Annotated in this window: 16 protein-coding genes; 3 read left to right on the top strand and 13 right to left on the bottom strand. The window is 69.8% G+C overall.

The window, feature by feature from the left end:
- Positions 1-20: 20 nt before the first annotated feature.
- The 6 genes from HU825_RS05580 to HU825_RS05555 form a co-directional block, all read right to left on the bottom strand.
- A complete protein-coding gene (locus HU825_RS05580) occupies positions 21-953 on the bottom strand; it encodes an AEC family transporter (RefSeq protein WP_234303083.1) in 933 nt (310 codons plus the stop codon).
- A 117-nt stretch (positions 954-1,070) separates the two neighbouring features.
- Positions 1,071-1,589 carry a transcriptional regulator gene (locus tag HU825_RS05575; RefSeq protein WP_234303082.1) on the bottom strand — a complete coding sequence of 173 codons (519 nt, stop codon included), beginning with the start codon at positions 1,587-1,589 and terminating at the stop codon, positions 1,071-1,073.
- Between the two features lie 60 nt (positions 1,590-1,649).
- A complete protein-coding gene (locus HU825_RS05570) occupies positions 1,650-2,822 on the bottom strand; it encodes a zinc-dependent alcohol dehydrogenase (RefSeq protein WP_043294849.1) in 1,173 nt (390 codons plus the stop codon).
- A gap of 167 nt (positions 2,823-2,989) precedes the next feature.
- Positions 2,990-3,613 (bottom strand): LysE family translocator, encoded by a 624-nt coding sequence (locus tag HU825_RS05565; protein ID WP_054094183.1) that lies wholly within the window; start codon positions 3,611-3,613, stop codon positions 2,990-2,992.
- Positions 3,614-3,677: 64 nt separating this feature from the next.
- Positions 3,678-4,508 (bottom strand): AraC family transcriptional regulator, encoded by an 831-nt coding sequence (locus HU825_RS05560; RefSeq protein WP_234303081.1) that lies wholly within the window; start codon positions 4,506-4,508, stop codon positions 3,678-3,680.
- Positions 4,474-5,334 (bottom strand): NAD-dependent epimerase/dehydratase family protein, encoded by an 861-nt coding sequence (locus HU825_RS05555; protein ID WP_234303080.1) that lies wholly within the window; start codon positions 5,332-5,334, stop codon positions 4,474-4,476. The genes HU825_RS05560 and HU825_RS05555 overlap by 35 nt, the downstream gene beginning before the upstream one ends.
- Positions 5,335-5,515: 181 nt before the next feature.
- On the opposite strand from HU825_RS05555, the gene HU825_RS05550 reads away from it, so the two are divergent.
- From HU825_RS05550 to HU825_RS05540, 3 genes are all read left to right on the top strand, one after another.
- The gene (locus HU825_RS05550) at positions 5,516-6,436 is read left to right on the top strand and encodes a hydrogen peroxide-inducible genes activator (protein ID WP_008567477.1); all 921 of its coding nucleotides are present in this window, start codon (positions 5,516-5,518) and stop codon (positions 6,434-6,436) included.
- Between the two features lie 4 nt (positions 6,437-6,440).
- A complete protein-coding gene (recG, locus tag HU825_RS05545; RefSeq protein ID WP_234303079.1) occupies positions 6,441-8,513 on the top strand; it encodes an ATP-dependent DNA helicase RecG in 2,073 nt (690 codons plus the stop codon).
- A gap of 75 nt (positions 8,514-8,588) precedes the next feature.
- Positions 8,589-9,989 (top strand): aminoacyl-tRNA deacylase and HDOD domain-containing protein, encoded by a 1,401-nt coding sequence (locus HU825_RS05540; protein ID WP_234303078.1) that lies wholly within the window; start codon positions 8,589-8,591, stop codon positions 9,987-9,989.
- A 24-nt stretch (positions 9,990-10,013) separates the two neighbouring features.
- Here HU825_RS05540 and HU825_RS05535 read toward each other — a convergent pair whose 3' ends face one another.
- The 7 genes from HU825_RS05535 to gspG are packed head-to-tail and all read right to left on the bottom strand — an operon-like array spanning position 10,014 to position 14,797.
- On the bottom strand, positions 10,014-10,529 hold the full coding sequence (locus tag HU825_RS05535; RefSeq protein ID WP_043294855.1) for a type II secretion system protein M: 516 nt from the start codon (positions 10,527-10,529) through the stop codon (positions 10,014-10,016).
- Between the two features lie 2 nt (positions 10,530-10,531).
- The gene (gene gspL, locus HU825_RS05530; RefSeq protein ID WP_234303077.1) at positions 10,532-11,668 is read right to left on the bottom strand and encodes a type II secretion system protein GspL; all 1,137 of its coding nucleotides are present in this window, start codon (positions 11,666-11,668) and stop codon (positions 10,532-10,534) included.
- Between the two features lie 3 nt (positions 11,669-11,671).
- Entirely contained in the window at positions 11,672-12,637 is a 966-nt protein-coding gene (gene gspK / locus HU825_RS05525; RefSeq protein ID WP_054094190.1) for a type II secretion system minor pseudopilin GspK, read from the bottom strand.
- The gene (gene gspJ / locus HU825_RS05520; protein ID WP_054094191.1) at positions 12,634-13,350 is read right to left on the bottom strand and encodes a type II secretion system minor pseudopilin GspJ; all 717 of its coding nucleotides are present in this window, start codon (positions 13,348-13,350) and stop codon (positions 12,634-12,636) included. The genes gspK and gspJ overlap by 4 nt, the downstream gene beginning before the upstream one ends.
- Entirely contained in the window at positions 13,347-13,781 is a 435-nt protein-coding gene (gspI, locus tag HU825_RS05515; protein WP_054094192.1) for a type II secretion system minor pseudopilin GspI, read from the bottom strand. The genes gspJ and gspI overlap by 4 nt, the downstream gene beginning before the upstream one ends.
- Positions 13,778-14,359: a type II secretion system minor pseudopilin GspH gene (gene gspH / locus HU825_RS05510; protein ID WP_156715897.1), complete on the bottom strand. Its 582-nt coding sequence runs from the start codon at positions 14,357-14,359 to the stop codon at positions 13,778-13,780. Before gspH ends, gspI begins: the two co-directional genes overlap by 4 nt.
- Positions 14,360-14,362: 3 nt before the next feature.
- On the bottom strand, positions 14,363-14,797 hold the full coding sequence (gene gspG / locus HU825_RS05505; protein WP_054094194.1) for a type II secretion system major pseudopilin GspG: 435 nt from the start codon (positions 14,795-14,797) through the stop codon (positions 14,363-14,365).
- Between the last annotated feature and the right edge of the window lie 3 nt (positions 14,798-14,800).

The following is a 14,800-nucleotide window of genomic DNA, read 5'->3' as shown; positions in this document are numbered from 1 at the left end:
GCGCCAAGTGAGCGCGCAGATCAGACCGGCAACAGCACCAGGATCAGCGACAGGCTGATCAGCGAGCCCAGCGTCGACAGCAGCACCACCCGCGACACCCGCGAGCCTTCGCGGCCGTAGAACTCGGCAAGCATGTACGGGCCGGTGCCGGTGGGCAGCGCGCTGAGCAGCAGCGCCGAATAGGCCCACAGGGTCGGCAGCGCGAAAACCTGGAACGCCAGATACCAAGTGATCAGCGGCTGCACCAGCAGCTTCAGCCCCACCAGCGGCCACACCCCGCGCACCGGGCCGGCCGGCTGCGGTTGGGCGAGGAACAGCCCCAGCGAGGCGAGCGCGCACGGCGCCGCCGCCGCACCCAGCAGCTTGAGCAATGTGGCCAGCGGCACCGGCAGTTGCGCGTCACTGGCCGCCCACAGCGCACCGAGCATGGGCGCGACCACCAGCGGGTTGCGCACCAGCGCCCAGCTCACCTTGCCCAGCGTGCGCAGCACGCCCTGCCCGGCATGCAGGCCGGTTTCGACGCAGGCCAGGGCAATGGCGAACAGCACGCAGACCACCACGATCGAGGCGACCATCGCCGGCTGCAGCGCCTCGTCGCCGAGTACCAGCATGCACAGCGGAATCCCCACATAGCCGGTGTTGGCGTACGACGCGCCCAGCGCATCCAGGCTGGCATCGACCAGCGGCTGCTTCTGCAGCAGGCGATACGCAAGGGTGAAGGCGAACACGCCAAGGCAGCCGATGGCGAAGGCGGCGATAAACCCCGGCTGCCAGAGCTGCTCCCAGGTGGAGGTGGCGACCACGCTGAACAGCAGTGCCGGCAGGCCCAGCCAGACCACGAAACGGTTGAGTTCCGAAGCGCCGGTCGGCCCCATGCGCCCACTGCGGCGGCACAGGTAGCCGAGCAGGATCAGGGCGAAGACGGGCAGGACAACGTTGATGACCGAAGACATGGGCTCTCATCTGAAGCGTCGTCGCTGAGCCCAGCGGGCGGACGACCGGAACGGCCGGCACCTTAACAAAAACTTCGCCGAACCGAGAGCGCAGGCGCCCCGGCTCGGCGCAGTACGTCAGTGCAGCGAGGGCGAGTAGCCGTTGGGTTCGGCGCGGGCCGCAGCGAATTCCGCCTCGACGCAGCCGCGAGCCTGCTGCGTGCCTGCGGGAAAACCGCTGCGATCGCTGTAGTCCCACTCGACCGCTGGCACCCGTTCGGCATCCAGACCCTTGGCGCAGCTCAGGTCCAGTGCGGTGATGCCGGCCACCGCGCCGGCAGCGATGGCCGCATTGGCCGGCTCGCGGCCGTGCTCGATGCTCCAGCCGAGGCAGCCGAGGTCCAGCGCATCGCCGCCGATGCGCCCGTAGATCCAGGGCTTGGGGTCGTCCGCCAGCAGGATGCCGACGCCGGTGGCGATCTCACGCAGCCCGCAGGCACGGATCAGCCCGTCGCTGCCGGGCATGCCGATGAAGCGCGCGACCTGGCGCGGCGCGACCAGCTGGACGACGCCCAGGCCGATGCTGAACCAGCCCAGCCCGCGCGCCAGCGAGCGAGCCGAAGGGTTGGGCCGGGTAACTTGCCGTGGAATGCTCATGCAGACTCCTCGCTCGATATGTTCGCAGGCCGATCCCTACCGTAGGGATCGGCGACCAGGTCATGGCTTGAGGACCACCTTGATGCAGCCGTCGTGCTTGTCGCGGAAGGTCTTGTACATCTCGGGGCCCTGCTCGAGGCTGACCGTGTGGGTGATGACGAAGCTCGGATCGATCTGGCCTTCCTGGATGCGCTTGAGCAGGTCGTCGGTCCAGCGGTTGACGTGGGTCTGGCCCATACGGAAGGTCAGTCCCTTGTTCATCGCCGCGCCGAACGGGATCTTGTCGATCAGCCCGCCGTAGACGCCGGGGATCGAGATGATGCCGGCCGGTCGACAGACGTAGATCATTTCGCGCAACACGTGCGGGCGGTCGGTTTCCAGCATCAGCGCCTGCTTGGCACGGTCGTACATCGAATCCAGCGAGCCGCTGGCATGCGCCTCCATGCCCACCGAGTCGATGCACTTCTCCGGCCCTTTGCCGCGGGTCAGCTCGGCGAGGCGCTCGACCACGCTTTCCTCGTCGAAGTTGATGGTGATCGCCCCGCCGGCACGCGCCATGGACAGCCGCTCGGGCACGTTGTCGATGCACACCACCTGCTCGGCGCCCATCATCACCGCGCTGCGGATGGCGAACTGGCCGACCGGACCGGCGCCCCACACCGCCACGGTGTCGGTCGGCTGGATGTCGCACTGCGCGGCGGCCTGCCAGCCGGTGGGGAAGATGTCGCCAAGAAACAGCACCTGCTCGTCGGTCAGGCCGTTGGGGATCACCACCGGGCCGACATCGGCGTAGGGCACGCGCACATACTCGGCCTGGCCGCCGGCATAGCCGCCAGTGAGATGGGTATAGCCATAGAGCCCGGCGGTGCTATGGCCGAAGACCTTGTCGGCGATGTCCTTGTTGCGATTGGTACGCTCGCAGACCGAGAAATTGCCGCGCCGGCACTGCTCGCATTCGCCGCAGACGATGGTGAAGGGCACCACCACGCGGTCGCCGACCTTGAGCTTCTTGTTCGCCGAGCCGACTTCCATCACCTCGCCCATGAACTCGTGGCCCATGATGTCGCCGTGTTTCATGCCCGGCATGAAGCCGTCATACAGGTGCAGGTCCGAACCGCAGATGGCACAGGAGCTGACCTTGATGATGGCGTCGCGCGGATCTTCGATCGTGGGGTCGGGGAGGTGGTCGTCACAGCGGATGTCGTGCTTGCCGTGCCAGCGTAGCGCTCTCATGGGCAATCTCCAGATCGGGGGTCGGGGCGCCGCCTCGGTGATCTCCCTGTGCCTCGCTGACTGCGCGGGGGTGCTGCCGCTCCTGCCGTGCGACGTGTCGTCTGAGTTTTAGTAAGTCCCGCCGCCGCAGAGTTGCCGCCGGGCCGACGGACTGCATGCGCAGGCCATTACCCCGGCACAGCGGTCACCAGCAACCAGCCACCGAGCGCCAGCAGCAATGCGCCGCACAGACGGTCGAGCGTGCGCACCCGCCGGCGCAGCCAACCACGCCAGCGCGCGTGGCCGAGCAGGCGCACCAGCGCCAGGTCCCAGCCGAGCACCACCGCCGCCATCCAGACCATCGCCAGCGCCAGCCCCCAACCGGGCACCGCCGCTTCGCGCAGCACGCCGAACAGGCCGGCATAGAACAGCGGCAGCTTGGGATTCAGGCTGCTGGCCAGGAGGCCTTGGCCGAAGCCGGCCCGCCAGCGCCCGCCGGTTTCGCCGGAGCCGTCCGGTAGCTGCAGTTCGCGCCGGGCTAGCAGCGCCTGGCTGCCGAGCCAGCAGAAATAGCCGCCGCCGACCAGCTGCAAGCTGCGCCACAGCCCGCCGTTGGCGCCGGGCAGCGCCGCCAGGGCGAGCAACACCAGCAGCATCGACAGCAGATTCGCCAGGGCGATGCCGGCCGCGCAGCCATCGGCCTGGCGCCGGCCATGCAGCAGCGCCGCACGGATCAGCAGGAAAAAATCCGGCCCCGGGGACAGCAGGGCGGCGAAATGCGTACCGGCAACCAGCAGAAACAACCCGATCATGACCGCCTCCTTTGACAGGGGCGGCCAGACTGCCGCAGCGGCTCGCTACGGTCTTGGAAGAAACTCAGGCCCGCGCGGTAGCGCGGAACTGCCCCGGCGTGACGCCGGTGAAACGGCGGAAGGTGCCGCTGAAGTGCGCCTGATCGTAGAAGCCCAGGCCCAGCGCCAGCTCGGCCAGCGTCTCGCCATCGAGCAGGCGGCGCTTGGCCTCGCGGATGCGCCGCTGCAGCAGCCAGGTATGCGGCGGCACGCCATAGGCGCGGCGGAAGGCTTCGATCAGATGGCGCGGATGGCGCTGCAGCTGCTCGGCCAGCGCCTGCAGGCTGACCGCCTCGGCGTAATGCTGCTCGAGGTAATCGCGCAGGGCAGCGACCGTGCCGCCGTCGCGCCGCGCCGTCTGCATCGGTCGCAAGCCGCCGTGGCGGGTGAACACCAGGTCCAGCAGCTGCAGCAGGCGGCTCTCCAGGCCGAGCGCGTCGCCGTGCTGGAAGTCGACGGCCAATTGCGCCAGCCCGGCGGCCACGGCGCCATCGTCGGCCGGATTGAGCTGGCGAAAGCCGCGCGGCAGCTGCTTGCGTCCGAGCAGCGCCGGCAGCCGCGCCTCCTCGATGTAGAGCATGCGGTAGATCAGCCGCGGTGACTCGGCGTGGCCGGTGTGCGGCTCCTGCGGATTCATCAGCGACAGCGTGCCGGCCGGCAGCGCATGGCGCGCGCCGCGACACTGGTAGCCGCCGACACCGTGGAGGATGGCCCCGATGGCGAAGGCATCGTGGCTATGCCGGCCGAACGGCTGGCCGGAGAAGTCGGCATGGAACAGCTCCACGCCCGGCAACCAGGGCCGCGCCAGTAGGCGATTGCCGTCAGTCACGCCGCTCGCCGAGCGTGGCGTAGCCATCGCGATAGCTCGGATAGCGCGGCGCCCAGCCCAGCGCGCGGGCGCGGGCGTTGCTGCAGCGCTTGCTGCCGGCGCGGCGGGTCATGCTCTGCTCGGCCCACTGGGTGACGCCGAGGCGCGCGCGCAGCCAGTCGACCACCTCGTGCAGCGGCGCCGGATCGTCATCGACGCCCAGGTAGCAATCATCCAGCGGTTCGCCACGCGCATCGGCCTGCAGCAGGAACGCCAGCAGCGCGGCGGCGTCGTCGCGGTGCAGGCGGTTGCTGTACTGCGGCGGATCACGCTCGACGCGCAGGCCGGCGCGCACCTGATTCTGCATCCACGGCCGCGCCGGATCGTACAGCCCGCCCATGCGCACCACGGTCGCCGGCAGCCCGCAGCCGAGCACCTGACGCTCGGCCTCCAGCATCACCCGGCCGGTGTAGCCGCTGGGTTCGGTGGCCGAGGTCTCGTCGATCCACTCGCCGTCGTGCTGGCCGTAGACGCCGGTGCTGGAGATGAACAACAGCCGCCGCGGGCGCTGGCCGCGTTGTTCGAGCCAGTCGAGCACATGGCGCACGCCGTCGACATAGGCCTGGCGATAGCCTGCTTCGTCGTGCTGGCTGGCCGAGGCGGCATAGACCAGATAGTCCAGCTCGCCATTCGGCCAGGTGCGCGGACATTCCGCGCTGCTCAGGTCACCCTTGACCGGCAGGATCGGCACCGGCAGGCCGGCGGCTTCGCGGCGCATGCCGTACACCCGCCAGCCCGCGCGACTCAGCTGCAGACCGAGACGGCATCCCACATCGCCACAGCCGGCGATCAATACCGAATAACGCTTGCCCATCCTTCATCCTCCGGCGACCCACCGAGACCGCATCATCTTCCTGTTGCGCAGTGTAGCGCCGCCGCGCTGGCTCATGCCGAACACCGCACGCGCCATTTGCCGAACGCTTCGGCCTGCGCCCGCAGTTGGTTAGACCGCTACGCAAAGGCTATGCTTGCCGCCAATCTAATGGACGCTGACTATGACCCTGACCGAACTGCGCTACATCGTCACCCTCGCCCAGGAACAGCACTTCGGCCGCGCCGCCGAGCGCTGCCACGTCAGTCAGCCGACCCTCTCGGTCGGCGTGAAGAAGCTCGAGGACGAGCTCGGCGTACTGATCTTCGAGCGGACCAAGAGCGCGGTGCGCCTGACCCCGGTCGGCGAAGGCATCGTCACGCAGGCGCAGAAGGTACTGGAGCAGGCACAGAGCATCCGCGAGCTGGCGCAGGTGGGCAAGAACCAGCTGGCCGCACCGCTGAAGGTCGGCGCCATCTATACCGTCGGCCCGTACATGTTCCCGCACCTGATCCCGCAGCTACACCGCGTGGCGCCGGACATGCCGCTGTACATCGAGGAAAACTTCACCCACGTCCTGCGCGACAAGCTGCGCACCGGCGAGCTGGACGCGATCATCATCGCGCTGCCGTTCCAGGAAGCCGACGTGCTGACCAAGCCGCTCTACGACGAGCCGTTCTATGTGCTGATGCCGGCCGACCATCCGTGGACGGCCAAGGAAACCATCGACGCCGAGATGCTCAACGACAAGAGCCTGCTGCTGCTCGGTGAGGGTCACTGCTTCCGCGATCAGGTGCTCGAAGCCTGCCCGACGACGCGCAAGGGCGAGGCGCCAAGCCACACCACGGTGGAATCCAGTTCGCTGGAAACCATCCGCCACATGGTCGCTTCGGGTCTGGGCGTGTCGATCCTGCCGCTGTCGGCAGTGGAGAGCCACCATTACGCCCCCGGCGTACTGGAGACCCGCCCGCTGACGCCGCCGGTGCCGTTCCGCACCGTAGCGATCGCCTGGCGCGCCAGCTTCCCGCGGCCCAAGGCGATCGAGATCCTCGCCGACTCGATCCGCCTGTGTTCGGTAGGCAAACCGCCGTCGGCGAAAGCCTGAGGCCATGAGCGAACTGGCGACCATCCCGGTCACCGCGCTCAAGGGCGTCGGCGCGGCGCTGGCCGAGAAGCTCGCCAGGGTCGGCCTGGAAACCCTGCAGGACGTGCTGTTTCACCTGCCGCTGCGCTACCAGGACCGCACCCGCGTGGTGCCGATCGGCGCACTGCGCCCGGGGCAGGACGCGGTGATCGAAGGCGTGGTGTCCGGCGCCGACATCGTCATGGGCCGCCGCCGCAGCCTGCTGGTGCGTCTGCAGGACGGCAGCGGCACCCTGAGCCTGCGCTTCTACCACTTCAGCCAGGCGCAGAAGGAAGCCCTGAAGCGCGGCACCCCGCTGCGCTGCTACGGCGAGGCACGTCCCGGCGCCTCGGGGCTGGAGATCTATCACCCGGAATACCGCGCGCTGACCGGCGAACCGGCACCGGTCGAACAGACCCTGACGCCGATCTACCCGACCACCGAAGGCCTGACCCAGCAGCGTCTGCGCAACCTCAGCGAACAGGCGCTGGCGCGGCTCGGCCCGCACAGCCTGCCGGACTGGCTGCCCGCCGAGCTGGCCCGCGACTACCAGCTCGGCGCGCTGGACGCAGCCATCCGCTACCTGCACCGCCCCCCGGCCGATGCCGATCTGGAGGAACTCGCCGAAGGTCGGCACTGGGCGCAGCATCGCCTGGCGTTCGAGGAGCTGCTGACCCACCAGCTGTCGCTGCAGCGCCTGCGCGAGCGGGTGCGCGCGCAGCAGGCGCCGGCGCTGCCGCCGGCGCAGAAGCTGCCGCAGCGCTTTCTCGCCAACCTCGGTTTCGCGCCAACCGGCGCGCAGCAGCGTGTCGGTGCCGAGATCGCCTATGACCTGGCCCAGGACGAGCCCATGCTGCGTCTGGTGCAGGGCGATGTTGGCGCCGGCAAGACGGTGGTCGCCGCCCTCGCCGCCCTGCAGGCGCTGGAAGCCGGCTACCAGGTGGCGCTGATGGCGCCGACCGAGATCCTCGCCGAGCAGCACTTTCTCAACTTCAGCAAGTGGCTGGAGCCGCTCGGCATCGAGGTCGCCTGGCTGGCCGGCAAGCTCAAGGGCAAGGCCCGCGCCGCGGCGCTGGAGCAGATCGCCGGCGGCTGCCCGATGGTGGTTGGCACCCACGCGCTGTTCCAGGACGAGGTGGTCTTCAAGCGCCTGGCCCTGGTGATCATCGACGAGCAGCACCGCTTCGGCGTGCAGCAGCGCCTCGCCCTGCGCCAGAAGGGCATCGACGGCCGACTCTGCCCGCACCAGCTGATCATGACCGCCACGCCGATCCCACGCACCCTGGCGATGAGCGCCTACGCCGATCTCGATACCTCGATCCTCGACGAACTGCCGCCGGGCCGCACGCCGGTGAACACCCTGGTGATCGCCGATAGCCGCCGCCTGGAGGTGATCGAGCGGGTGCGCATCGCCTGCAACGAGGGGCGTCAGGCGTACTGGGTGTGCACGCTGATCGAGGAATCCGAGGAGCTGACCTGCCAGGCGGCGGAAACCACCTACGACGATCTCTCGGCGGCGCTGGTCGGCCTGCGCGTCGGGCTGATCCACGGGCGCATGAAGCCGGCCGAGAAGGCCGCGGTGATGGAGCAGTTCAAGCGCGGCGAACTGCAGCTGCTGGTCGCCACCACGGTCATCGAAGTCGGCGTCGACGTGCCCAACGCCAGCCTGATGATCATCGAGAACCCGGAACGTCTGGGCCTGGCGCAGCTGCACCAGCTGCGCGGCCGCGTCGGCCGTGGCAGCGCGGCCAGCCACTGCGTGCTGCTCTACCACGCGCCGCTGTCGCAGCTGGGCCGCGAGCGGCTGGCGATCATGCGCGAGACCTGCGACGGCTTCATAATCGCCGAGAAGGACTTGGAGCTACGCGGCCCCGGCGAAATGCTCGGCACCCGTCAGACCGGCCTGCTGCAGTTCAAGGTCGCCGACCTGATGCGCGACGCCGACCTGCTGCCGGCGGTGCGCGACGCCGCCCAGGAGCTGCTGGCGCGCTGGCCGCAACATGTCAGCCCGCTGCTGGAGCGCTGGCTGCGTCATGGCCAGGAGTACGGCCAGGTGTGACAACCACTCGTCACCGCAATTTTTCCGCCTGAGGGCTTCGCTATACTCGGGCAGGCCATCATCACGGGTCCGCTCATGAATTCTGCTGTCGATACCGAAAGCTGCTCCGAACTGCCGCTGCTGATCACCAAGCTGCTGAAAGACCTCGGCGTGCGCTACCAGATCCTGCGCGACCACGCCGCCTTGCCGGCTGCGCAGCGGGTCCAGGCGGTGCTGCTGGAAGACAGCGTCGGTGCCATGCTGGTGCTGTTTCCCCAGGATCATCTGCTCGATCTGCCGCGGCTGACCGAGCTCACCGGCCGCCAGCTGCTGGCGGTAAAACCGGAACGCCTGGCACGCATGCTCGCCAAGCACGAGCTGAACCGCCTGCCCGGCCTGCCGCCGCTGACCAGTTCGCCCTGCCTGTACGAGCGCTGCCTGCTGCAGCAACCGCGGCTGCTGGTCGAATCGGGCCAGCCGGGGCTGCTGGTGGAGCTGGCGGCGGAGGATTTCCAGCGCCTGCTGAACAAGGCCAGTGCCGGCAGCTTCGCCGTGCCGCTGCGTGACATCCGGCCGAACCTCGACCGTCCGCATGACGACCGCGAAGAGATCAGCCAGGCGGTGCAGAGCTTCACCGCGCGGCGCATCCAGAAGCGCCTGGAGGAAACCATCGAGATTCCGCCGCTGCCGCATACCGCGCAGCGCATCATCAAGCTGCGCGTGAGCCCGGAAGCCACCGTCGACGACATCACCGGCGTGGTCGAAACCGACCCGGCACTGGCGGCGCAGGTGATCAGCTGGGCGGCCTCGCCCTACTACGCCGCACCCGGGCGCATCCGCTCGGTGGAAGACGCCATCGTCCGCGTGCTGGGTTTCGATCTGGTGATCAACCTGGCGCTGGGCCTGGCGCTGGGCAAGACCCTCAGCCTGCCCAAGGACCGGCCGCAGGAAGCGACGCCGTACTGGCAGCAGGCGATCTACACCGCCGCGGTGATCGAAGGGCTGGCGCGCGCCATCCCGCGCGAAACGCGCCCGGAGATGGGGCTGAGCTATCTCGCCGGGTTGCTGCACAACTTCGGCTACCTGGTGCTGGCGCACATCTTTCCGCCGCACTTCTCGCTGATCTGCCGGCATCTGGAGGTCAACCCGCACCTGGGCTCGAACCATATCGAACAGCACCTGCTGGGCATCACCCGCGAGCAGATCGGCGCCTGGCTGATGCGCCTGTGGGGCATGCCGGACGAAGTGGCCAATGCCCTGCGCTTCCAGAACGACCCGGACTATGCCGGCGAGCACGCCGCCTATCCGAACCTCGTCTGCCTGGCCGTGCGCCTGCTGCGCCAGCGCGGCATCGGCACCGGCGGCCCGCAGGACATTCCGCAGCCGCTGCTGGACCGCCTCGGTCTCAGCCGCGACAAGGCCGACGAGGCGGTGACCCGCGTGCTCAACGCCGAAGCCGCGCTGCGCGCGCTGGCCATGCCGTTTCCCCATCAGTGACCGGCGAGATGCGCGGGCAGCGCCTCAGCCGCCCGCGCGCAGCCCCACCCGTGCATCCACTTGTCCTTCGCCGGCGCGCTCCAGGCTGACCTCGCCGACGTTCACCCCCAGCGCCTGCAATTCGGCGAGCCAGCGCAGCAGCAGGGCGAACGACGCACCCGGCAGGCTGACCTGCAGGCCGCCGTCGGCGCCGCTGTCGAAGCTCTCGATGCGCAGGTTGCTCTGTTGTGCGCTCTGTGTGACCAACCCCTGCAACTCCTCCGGCGCCAGCATCACCTGCTCGCCGCTACGGCCCATCTGCCGCGCCAGTTCGCTGTTCTGTTCGAGGTAGGCGTACAGCTCGCGCTGCGCCTGGTAATGCTCGCGCGCGGCGGCGGCATGGCGCTGCGCCGGCAGCCATAGCCAGAGGTAGAACAGCAGGGCAACGAGGAACGCGGCGAGCAGGCCGAGCGCCAGGCGGTCGCGCGGCGGCAGGCGCTGCCAGCGGCGCCACAGCGGTGAATCGGTCAGGCGCACGGCCAGTTGCTGTTTGAAATTCATCGTCAGCCTCCGATCACCACGCGGGCGCTGACGGCATCGCCGTCGCGACTTGCCGAGCCCAGCTGCACGCTCTGGCCCTGCTCGTTCAAGCGCTGGCGCAGCTGTTCCAGCGCGGCGAAATCAGCGGCGCGCACCTCCAGCGCCAGATCGCCGCGCGTCTCGTTGTAGTCCAGCCGCTGCACTGTCACCGGCGCGCCGTCGGCGACGGCCGTGGCGGCATGTTCCAGCAGGCGGGTGAAGCCGGCGCGGGCGCCGCCGGCCTGGGCCAGGTGGTCGTCGAACTGCGCGCGCAGATTGACGATGCGCGTGTCGGCCGGAAACAGCTCGCGGTACAGCGCCAGGCTGGCGTCGGCATGCAGGTCACCCTGACGCTGGAAGTACCAACCCTGCGCCAGGTTGAAGCCCAGCTGCACCAGCAGGATCAGCCCGAGCGTGGCGAACAGCGGTTTCCAGCGCGCCAGCCCGCTGCCGCCGAGATCGATGGCGAACGTGCCCTGCGCCAGATTGACCGCCGCCGCGCGACCGCTGGCGAGCCAGGCATAGGGGTCGTCGAGACGCTGGTAGTCATCCACCCCGGGCGGCGGCGTCTCGCCGTCGCCGTGCGCCTGCCGCGGCGCCGGGCACTGTTCGGCCAGTGCCGGCCACTGCTCGGCAACGAAGGCCAGCCGCGCCTCCAAGCTGCCGCCGAGCAGTCCACGCGCGCCGAGCAGCAGAATCTGGCTGCCCGTACGCGGCAGCAGGTCGGCGTCGACATGCACGGCGACAATCGGCAGCCCCAGCCCGCGCAGCTGTTCGAGCCAGCCCTGCAGCAGGCTGCGGCGGATGGCGATGACCCGGTGGCGGCCGTCGTCCAGCACCTCGCCGAGGCTCAGGTGCAGCTCGTCGACATTCTCCGCCAGCAGCTCCTCGGCGGCGTAGGCCAGCGCCTGCTGCAGCCAGCGCGCCTTGCGCGTCGGCAGCGCCACGGCGAAGGCGCTGCAGTGCTCGGCCGGCAGCACCAGCGTCACAGCGCCCTGCGCGGCAGCGGCGCACTGCGCCAGACTCAGCCAGCGGCCAGCGCCCTCGCGCGGCAGCCAGTAACCAGGCGTCTCCGGCTGCAGGTGCGCGGCACAGTCGGCGGGCAGGAACAGGCAATCCATGATCTAGCGTTCTCCCTTTGCGGATGGTGCGGGCAGACGCGGCGGCTGCCCGAGGTTGCGCGCCAGCACGCGGACCGTGCCGTCCTGCTCGCGCTGCAGCAGGCTGACCAGCGCCAGCCGGCGGTCGCCCAGATGCACTTCGCTGGTGACCTGGAAGTATTGACTGCCGACCGCCAGCGCGGTGCCCTGCAGCGTATTGCCGGCCATGGCCGGCTGCGCGAGGAACGCCGCGGTGTCGCGAAAAGGGCTGGCGCGGCGCACCTCCACCAGCGCTTCGGCGGCGCCGAGGCTGAGGTTGTCGCCCAGGCTGGACAGCACCAGCGCGCTGGCGGTGTTGACGTTCAGCCCGTGATCGGCCGGCAGCGCGGCGACGTAGGGCGCCAGACGCTGGAAATCCTCGTCGCGCATGTCCAGCAGCAGGCGCAGTTCGGAAAGATCGAACAGCCGCCGTCCGGCCGTGCGATACGGCGGCTCGAGCAGCAGGTAGGCGTTGTCCTCGGCGCCCTGCTCGGCGCCGGGCTGCTGGTCGACGTCCAGCCAGTCGACCAGCCGTTCGGCATAGGGCGCGGCGATCTGCAGGCGCAACAGCAGCCGGCGAAACTGCGCCAGCGCGGCGGCGTCGGCCTGACCGTTCTTCACCAGACTGTTGAGGTTGAAGCGTCCGGCGAGGTCCTCGATGTGCACGCGGATCTCCCCTTCGTCGACGGCGAACGCCGGTCGCGGCAACGCCCAGGCCTCGCCGAGATGATCGACCGGCGCCTGCCCGCCTGCGCGCGCATCGCGCTGCAGGATCGACTGCGCCAGCGCCTCGCCGCCCAGCGCGTAATGCCACGCCTGACGGGCTTGCAGCTGGTTGCTGCTGGCGCGGATCGCCAGTTGCTGGCGCGCCACCATCGCCGCGCTGACCACGGTGACGATCGCCACCACCAGCAGCACGGTGATCAGCGCGACGCCGCGCTGGCGCGTCATTGCGGCTGCTCCCCGTCGTACGGTTCGGGCACGCCCTCGGCGCCCGGCAGCTGCATCTGCGCCTGCTGCGGCGGACCGTCCGGCAAGCGCAGCAGGCGGCTGATGCGGCCGTAACGCGGGTGTTCGAGGGTCAGCTCGACGGCGATCGGCAGGCGCTGCGCGGCCTCCTCGCCGCCGCCGCGACCGTAGTCGAACGGCGGCCACTCCTCGTGCCAGACGTGGTCCTCGTCGAGGTAGCGCAGCTGCAGCGCGCGCACCGCGTCGAGCGCGACCTGCACACGCGGCTGGCTGTCGACGTCGCGGTCGAGCACCACCCAGTAGGTGCGCTCCAGCCGTTCGCCGACCAGCCGCCAGCGCACCCGCTGCAGGTTGGCGCGGCGCAGGCCGGTGGGGTTGCGCCAGCCGCTACGGGTCAGCTCCAGTATGGGCGCGCCGTCGTCGCCTTCGAGCTGGCCCACCAGCGCGTTGCGCTCGTCGCCGTAGCCGTCGCGCACCGGCCGGTCGATCACCTGCAGCAGGTCGCGCTCGAACAGCCACAGCGCGCGGCTCAGCTCGCGCAGACGCTGTTCCTGCCCGGCGGTCGCCGCGTCGCTGCGCAGCACCGCTTCGAGCATGCGGTAGGTGCCCAGGCCAAGCAGGGCGAACAGGGCGATGGCGATCAGCAGTTCGAGCAGGGTGAAGCCGGCCATGCGCCGCGGCAGCTGCGGATTCATTGCGCGAGCCCCGGCTGGCCGCTGCCGGCCTGGCGCACCGCGACGAAGCCGCTGAGGCTGGTCACCGCGCGCTCGGGCAGCGGCCGGTTGCGCGCGCGGCGCTCGTCCAGCGCGACCCAGACGGTGACGCGCAGCAGGCCGGGATCGCTGCTCGCCTCGATCTCGCTGAGGGTCTGCCACCGGCGGCCGGCGAATTCCAGTTCCAGCGTCTCGCGGCCGGGCGCCGGCGTGGTCGGCTGCAGCTGCAGTTCGGTGAGGCGGTTGTCAGCGATCCAGCCGGCCAGGGTCAACTCCTCCAGCCGCCCGGCATTGCTCAGGCTGCGCCCGGCGGCGGTGAGCACCACGGCGGCGACGGTGGCGAAGATCGCCAGCGCCACCAGCACTTCGAGCAGGGTGAAGCCGCGGCCGGCCCTGGCCATCGATGCACTCATCGCCGGTGCTCGAGCAGTTCGGCCTGCGGCAGGCGCAGGCCGTCGCTGGCGATCAGCCAGGTGCTGCCGCCGACCTTGCGCTCGGACAGGCGCAGGCTGAACGGCGACAATTCGCCACTGGAGAGGATCAGCAGCTGCGGTTCCAGCCGCGGGCCGCTGTTGCGCTCGCGGCTGCGCCCGCGGCTGTCGGCGTCGCTCAGCCCGGCGCGGTCGTCCGCCTGCCTGACCGGCGCCACCAGTTCGAGCGGCGTGCCATCCAGTTCCAGCTCCAGGCGCATCCACTCCGGCAGCCGATGCACCTTGCGCCGCTCGACCTCGCGCCAGCGGGCGTCGGCCTCGTCGTAACGCAGCACACGGTAGCCCTCGCGGTTGACCAGCAGGCCGTATTCGCGGCTGTCGAGCACCGCCTCGTCGCTGAGTACGCCGATCAGCGCGGCGATGCGCCGGGCCTCGTCACGCAGCTCGCGCGAGGTGCTCGAACTGCCGGTGGTGAGCACCGCCAGGCTGACCAGAATGCCCAGCAGGACGATCACCACCAGCAGTTCGATGAGGGTGAAGGCGCGGGCGCGCCGGCGCATCGGTCAGAGGTCCCAGTTGCCGATGTCCGCGTTGAGGTCCGAGCCGCCGGGCTTGCCGTCGGCGCCGAAGGAGTACAAGTCGAACTGGCCACGGGTGCCTGGCGACAGGTACTGGTAGTCGTTGCCCCATGGGTCCTTGGGCAGGCGCTTGAGGTAGCCGTCGCGGTTCCAGTTCTTCGGCTGCGGATTGCCGGTCGGCTTGGTCACCAGCGCCTCCAGCCCCTGCTGGGTGCTCGGATAGGCGAAGTTGTCCAGCTTGTACATGTCCAGCGCGGCGGCGACGGCCTTGATGTCGCCCTTGGCCACGGTGACCTTGGCCTGCTCGGGGCGGCTCATCACCTGCGGCACCACCAGCGCGGCGAGGATGCCGAGGATGACCACCACCACCATGATCTCGATGAGGGTGAAGCCCCCTTGCGTGCGTCGTTGCAACTTCATTGT

Source organism: Pseudomonas phenolilytica (genome assembly GCF_021432765.1).
In the GTDB taxonomy this organism is placed as follows: Bacteria; Pseudomonadota; Gammaproteobacteria; order Pseudomonadales; family Pseudomonadaceae; genus Stutzerimonas; species Stutzerimonas phenolilytica.
Note: the sequence above shows the minus strand (reverse complement) of the source record. Positions and strands in the feature narration are given on the sequence as shown.

Coding starts and splice junctions, on each gene's coding strand:
- gspG (WP_054094194.1), bottom strand. CDS start 14,797: ATGAAGTTGCAACGACGCACGCAAGGGGGCTTCACCCTCATCGAGATC.
- HU825_RS05580 (WP_234303083.1), bottom strand. CDS start 953: ATGTCTTCGGTCATCAACGTTGTCCTGCCCGTCTTCGCCCTGATCCTG.
- HU825_RS05565 (WP_054094183.1), bottom strand. CDS start 3,613: ATGATCGGGTTGTTTCTGCTGGTTGCCGGTACGCATTTCGCCGCCCTG.
- gspL (WP_234303077.1), bottom strand. CDS start 11,668: ATGGATTGCCTGTTCCTGCCCGCCGACTGTGCCGCGCACCTGCAGCCG.
- HU825_RS05560 (WP_234303081.1), bottom strand. CDS start 4,508: ATGGCTACGCCACGCTCGGCGAGCGGCGTGACTGACGGCAATCGCCTA.
- recG (WP_234303079.1), top strand. CDS start 6,441: ATGAGCGAACTGGCGACCATCCCGGTCACCGCGCTCAAGGGCGTCGGC.
- gspH (WP_156715897.1), bottom strand. CDS start 14,359: ATGCGCCGGCGCGCCCGCGCCTTCACCCTCATCGAACTGCTGGTGGTG.
- HU825_RS05555 (WP_234303080.1), bottom strand. CDS start 5,334: ATGGGCAAGCGTTATTCGGTATTGATCGCCGGCTGTGGCGATGTGGGA.
- HU825_RS05535 (WP_043294855.1), bottom strand. CDS start 10,529: ATGAATTTCAAACAGCAACTGGCCGTGCGCCTGACCGATTCACCGCTG.
- gspJ (WP_054094191.1), bottom strand. CDS start 13,350: ATGAATCCGCAGCTGCCGCGGCGCATGGCCGGCTTCACCCTGCTCGAA.
- gspK (WP_054094190.1), bottom strand. CDS start 12,637: ATGACGCGCCAGCGCGGCGTCGCGCTGATCACCGTGCTGCTGGTGGTG.
- HU825_RS05540 (WP_234303078.1), top strand. CDS start 8,589: ATGAATTCTGCTGTCGATACCGAAAGCTGCTCCGAACTGCCGCTGCTG.
- HU825_RS05570 (WP_043294849.1), bottom strand. CDS start 2,822: ATGAGAGCGCTACGCTGGCACGGCAAGCACGACATCCGCTGTGACGAC.
- HU825_RS05575 (WP_234303082.1), bottom strand. CDS start 1,589: ATGAGCATTCCACGGCAAGTTACCCGGCCCAACCCTTCGGCTCGCTCG.
- gspI (WP_054094192.1), bottom strand. CDS start 13,781: ATGAGTGCATCGATGGCCAGGGCCGGCCGCGGCTTCACCCTGCTCGAA.
- HU825_RS05550 (WP_008567477.1), top strand. CDS start 5,516: ATGACCCTGACCGAACTGCGCTACATCGTCACCCTCGCCCAGGAACAG.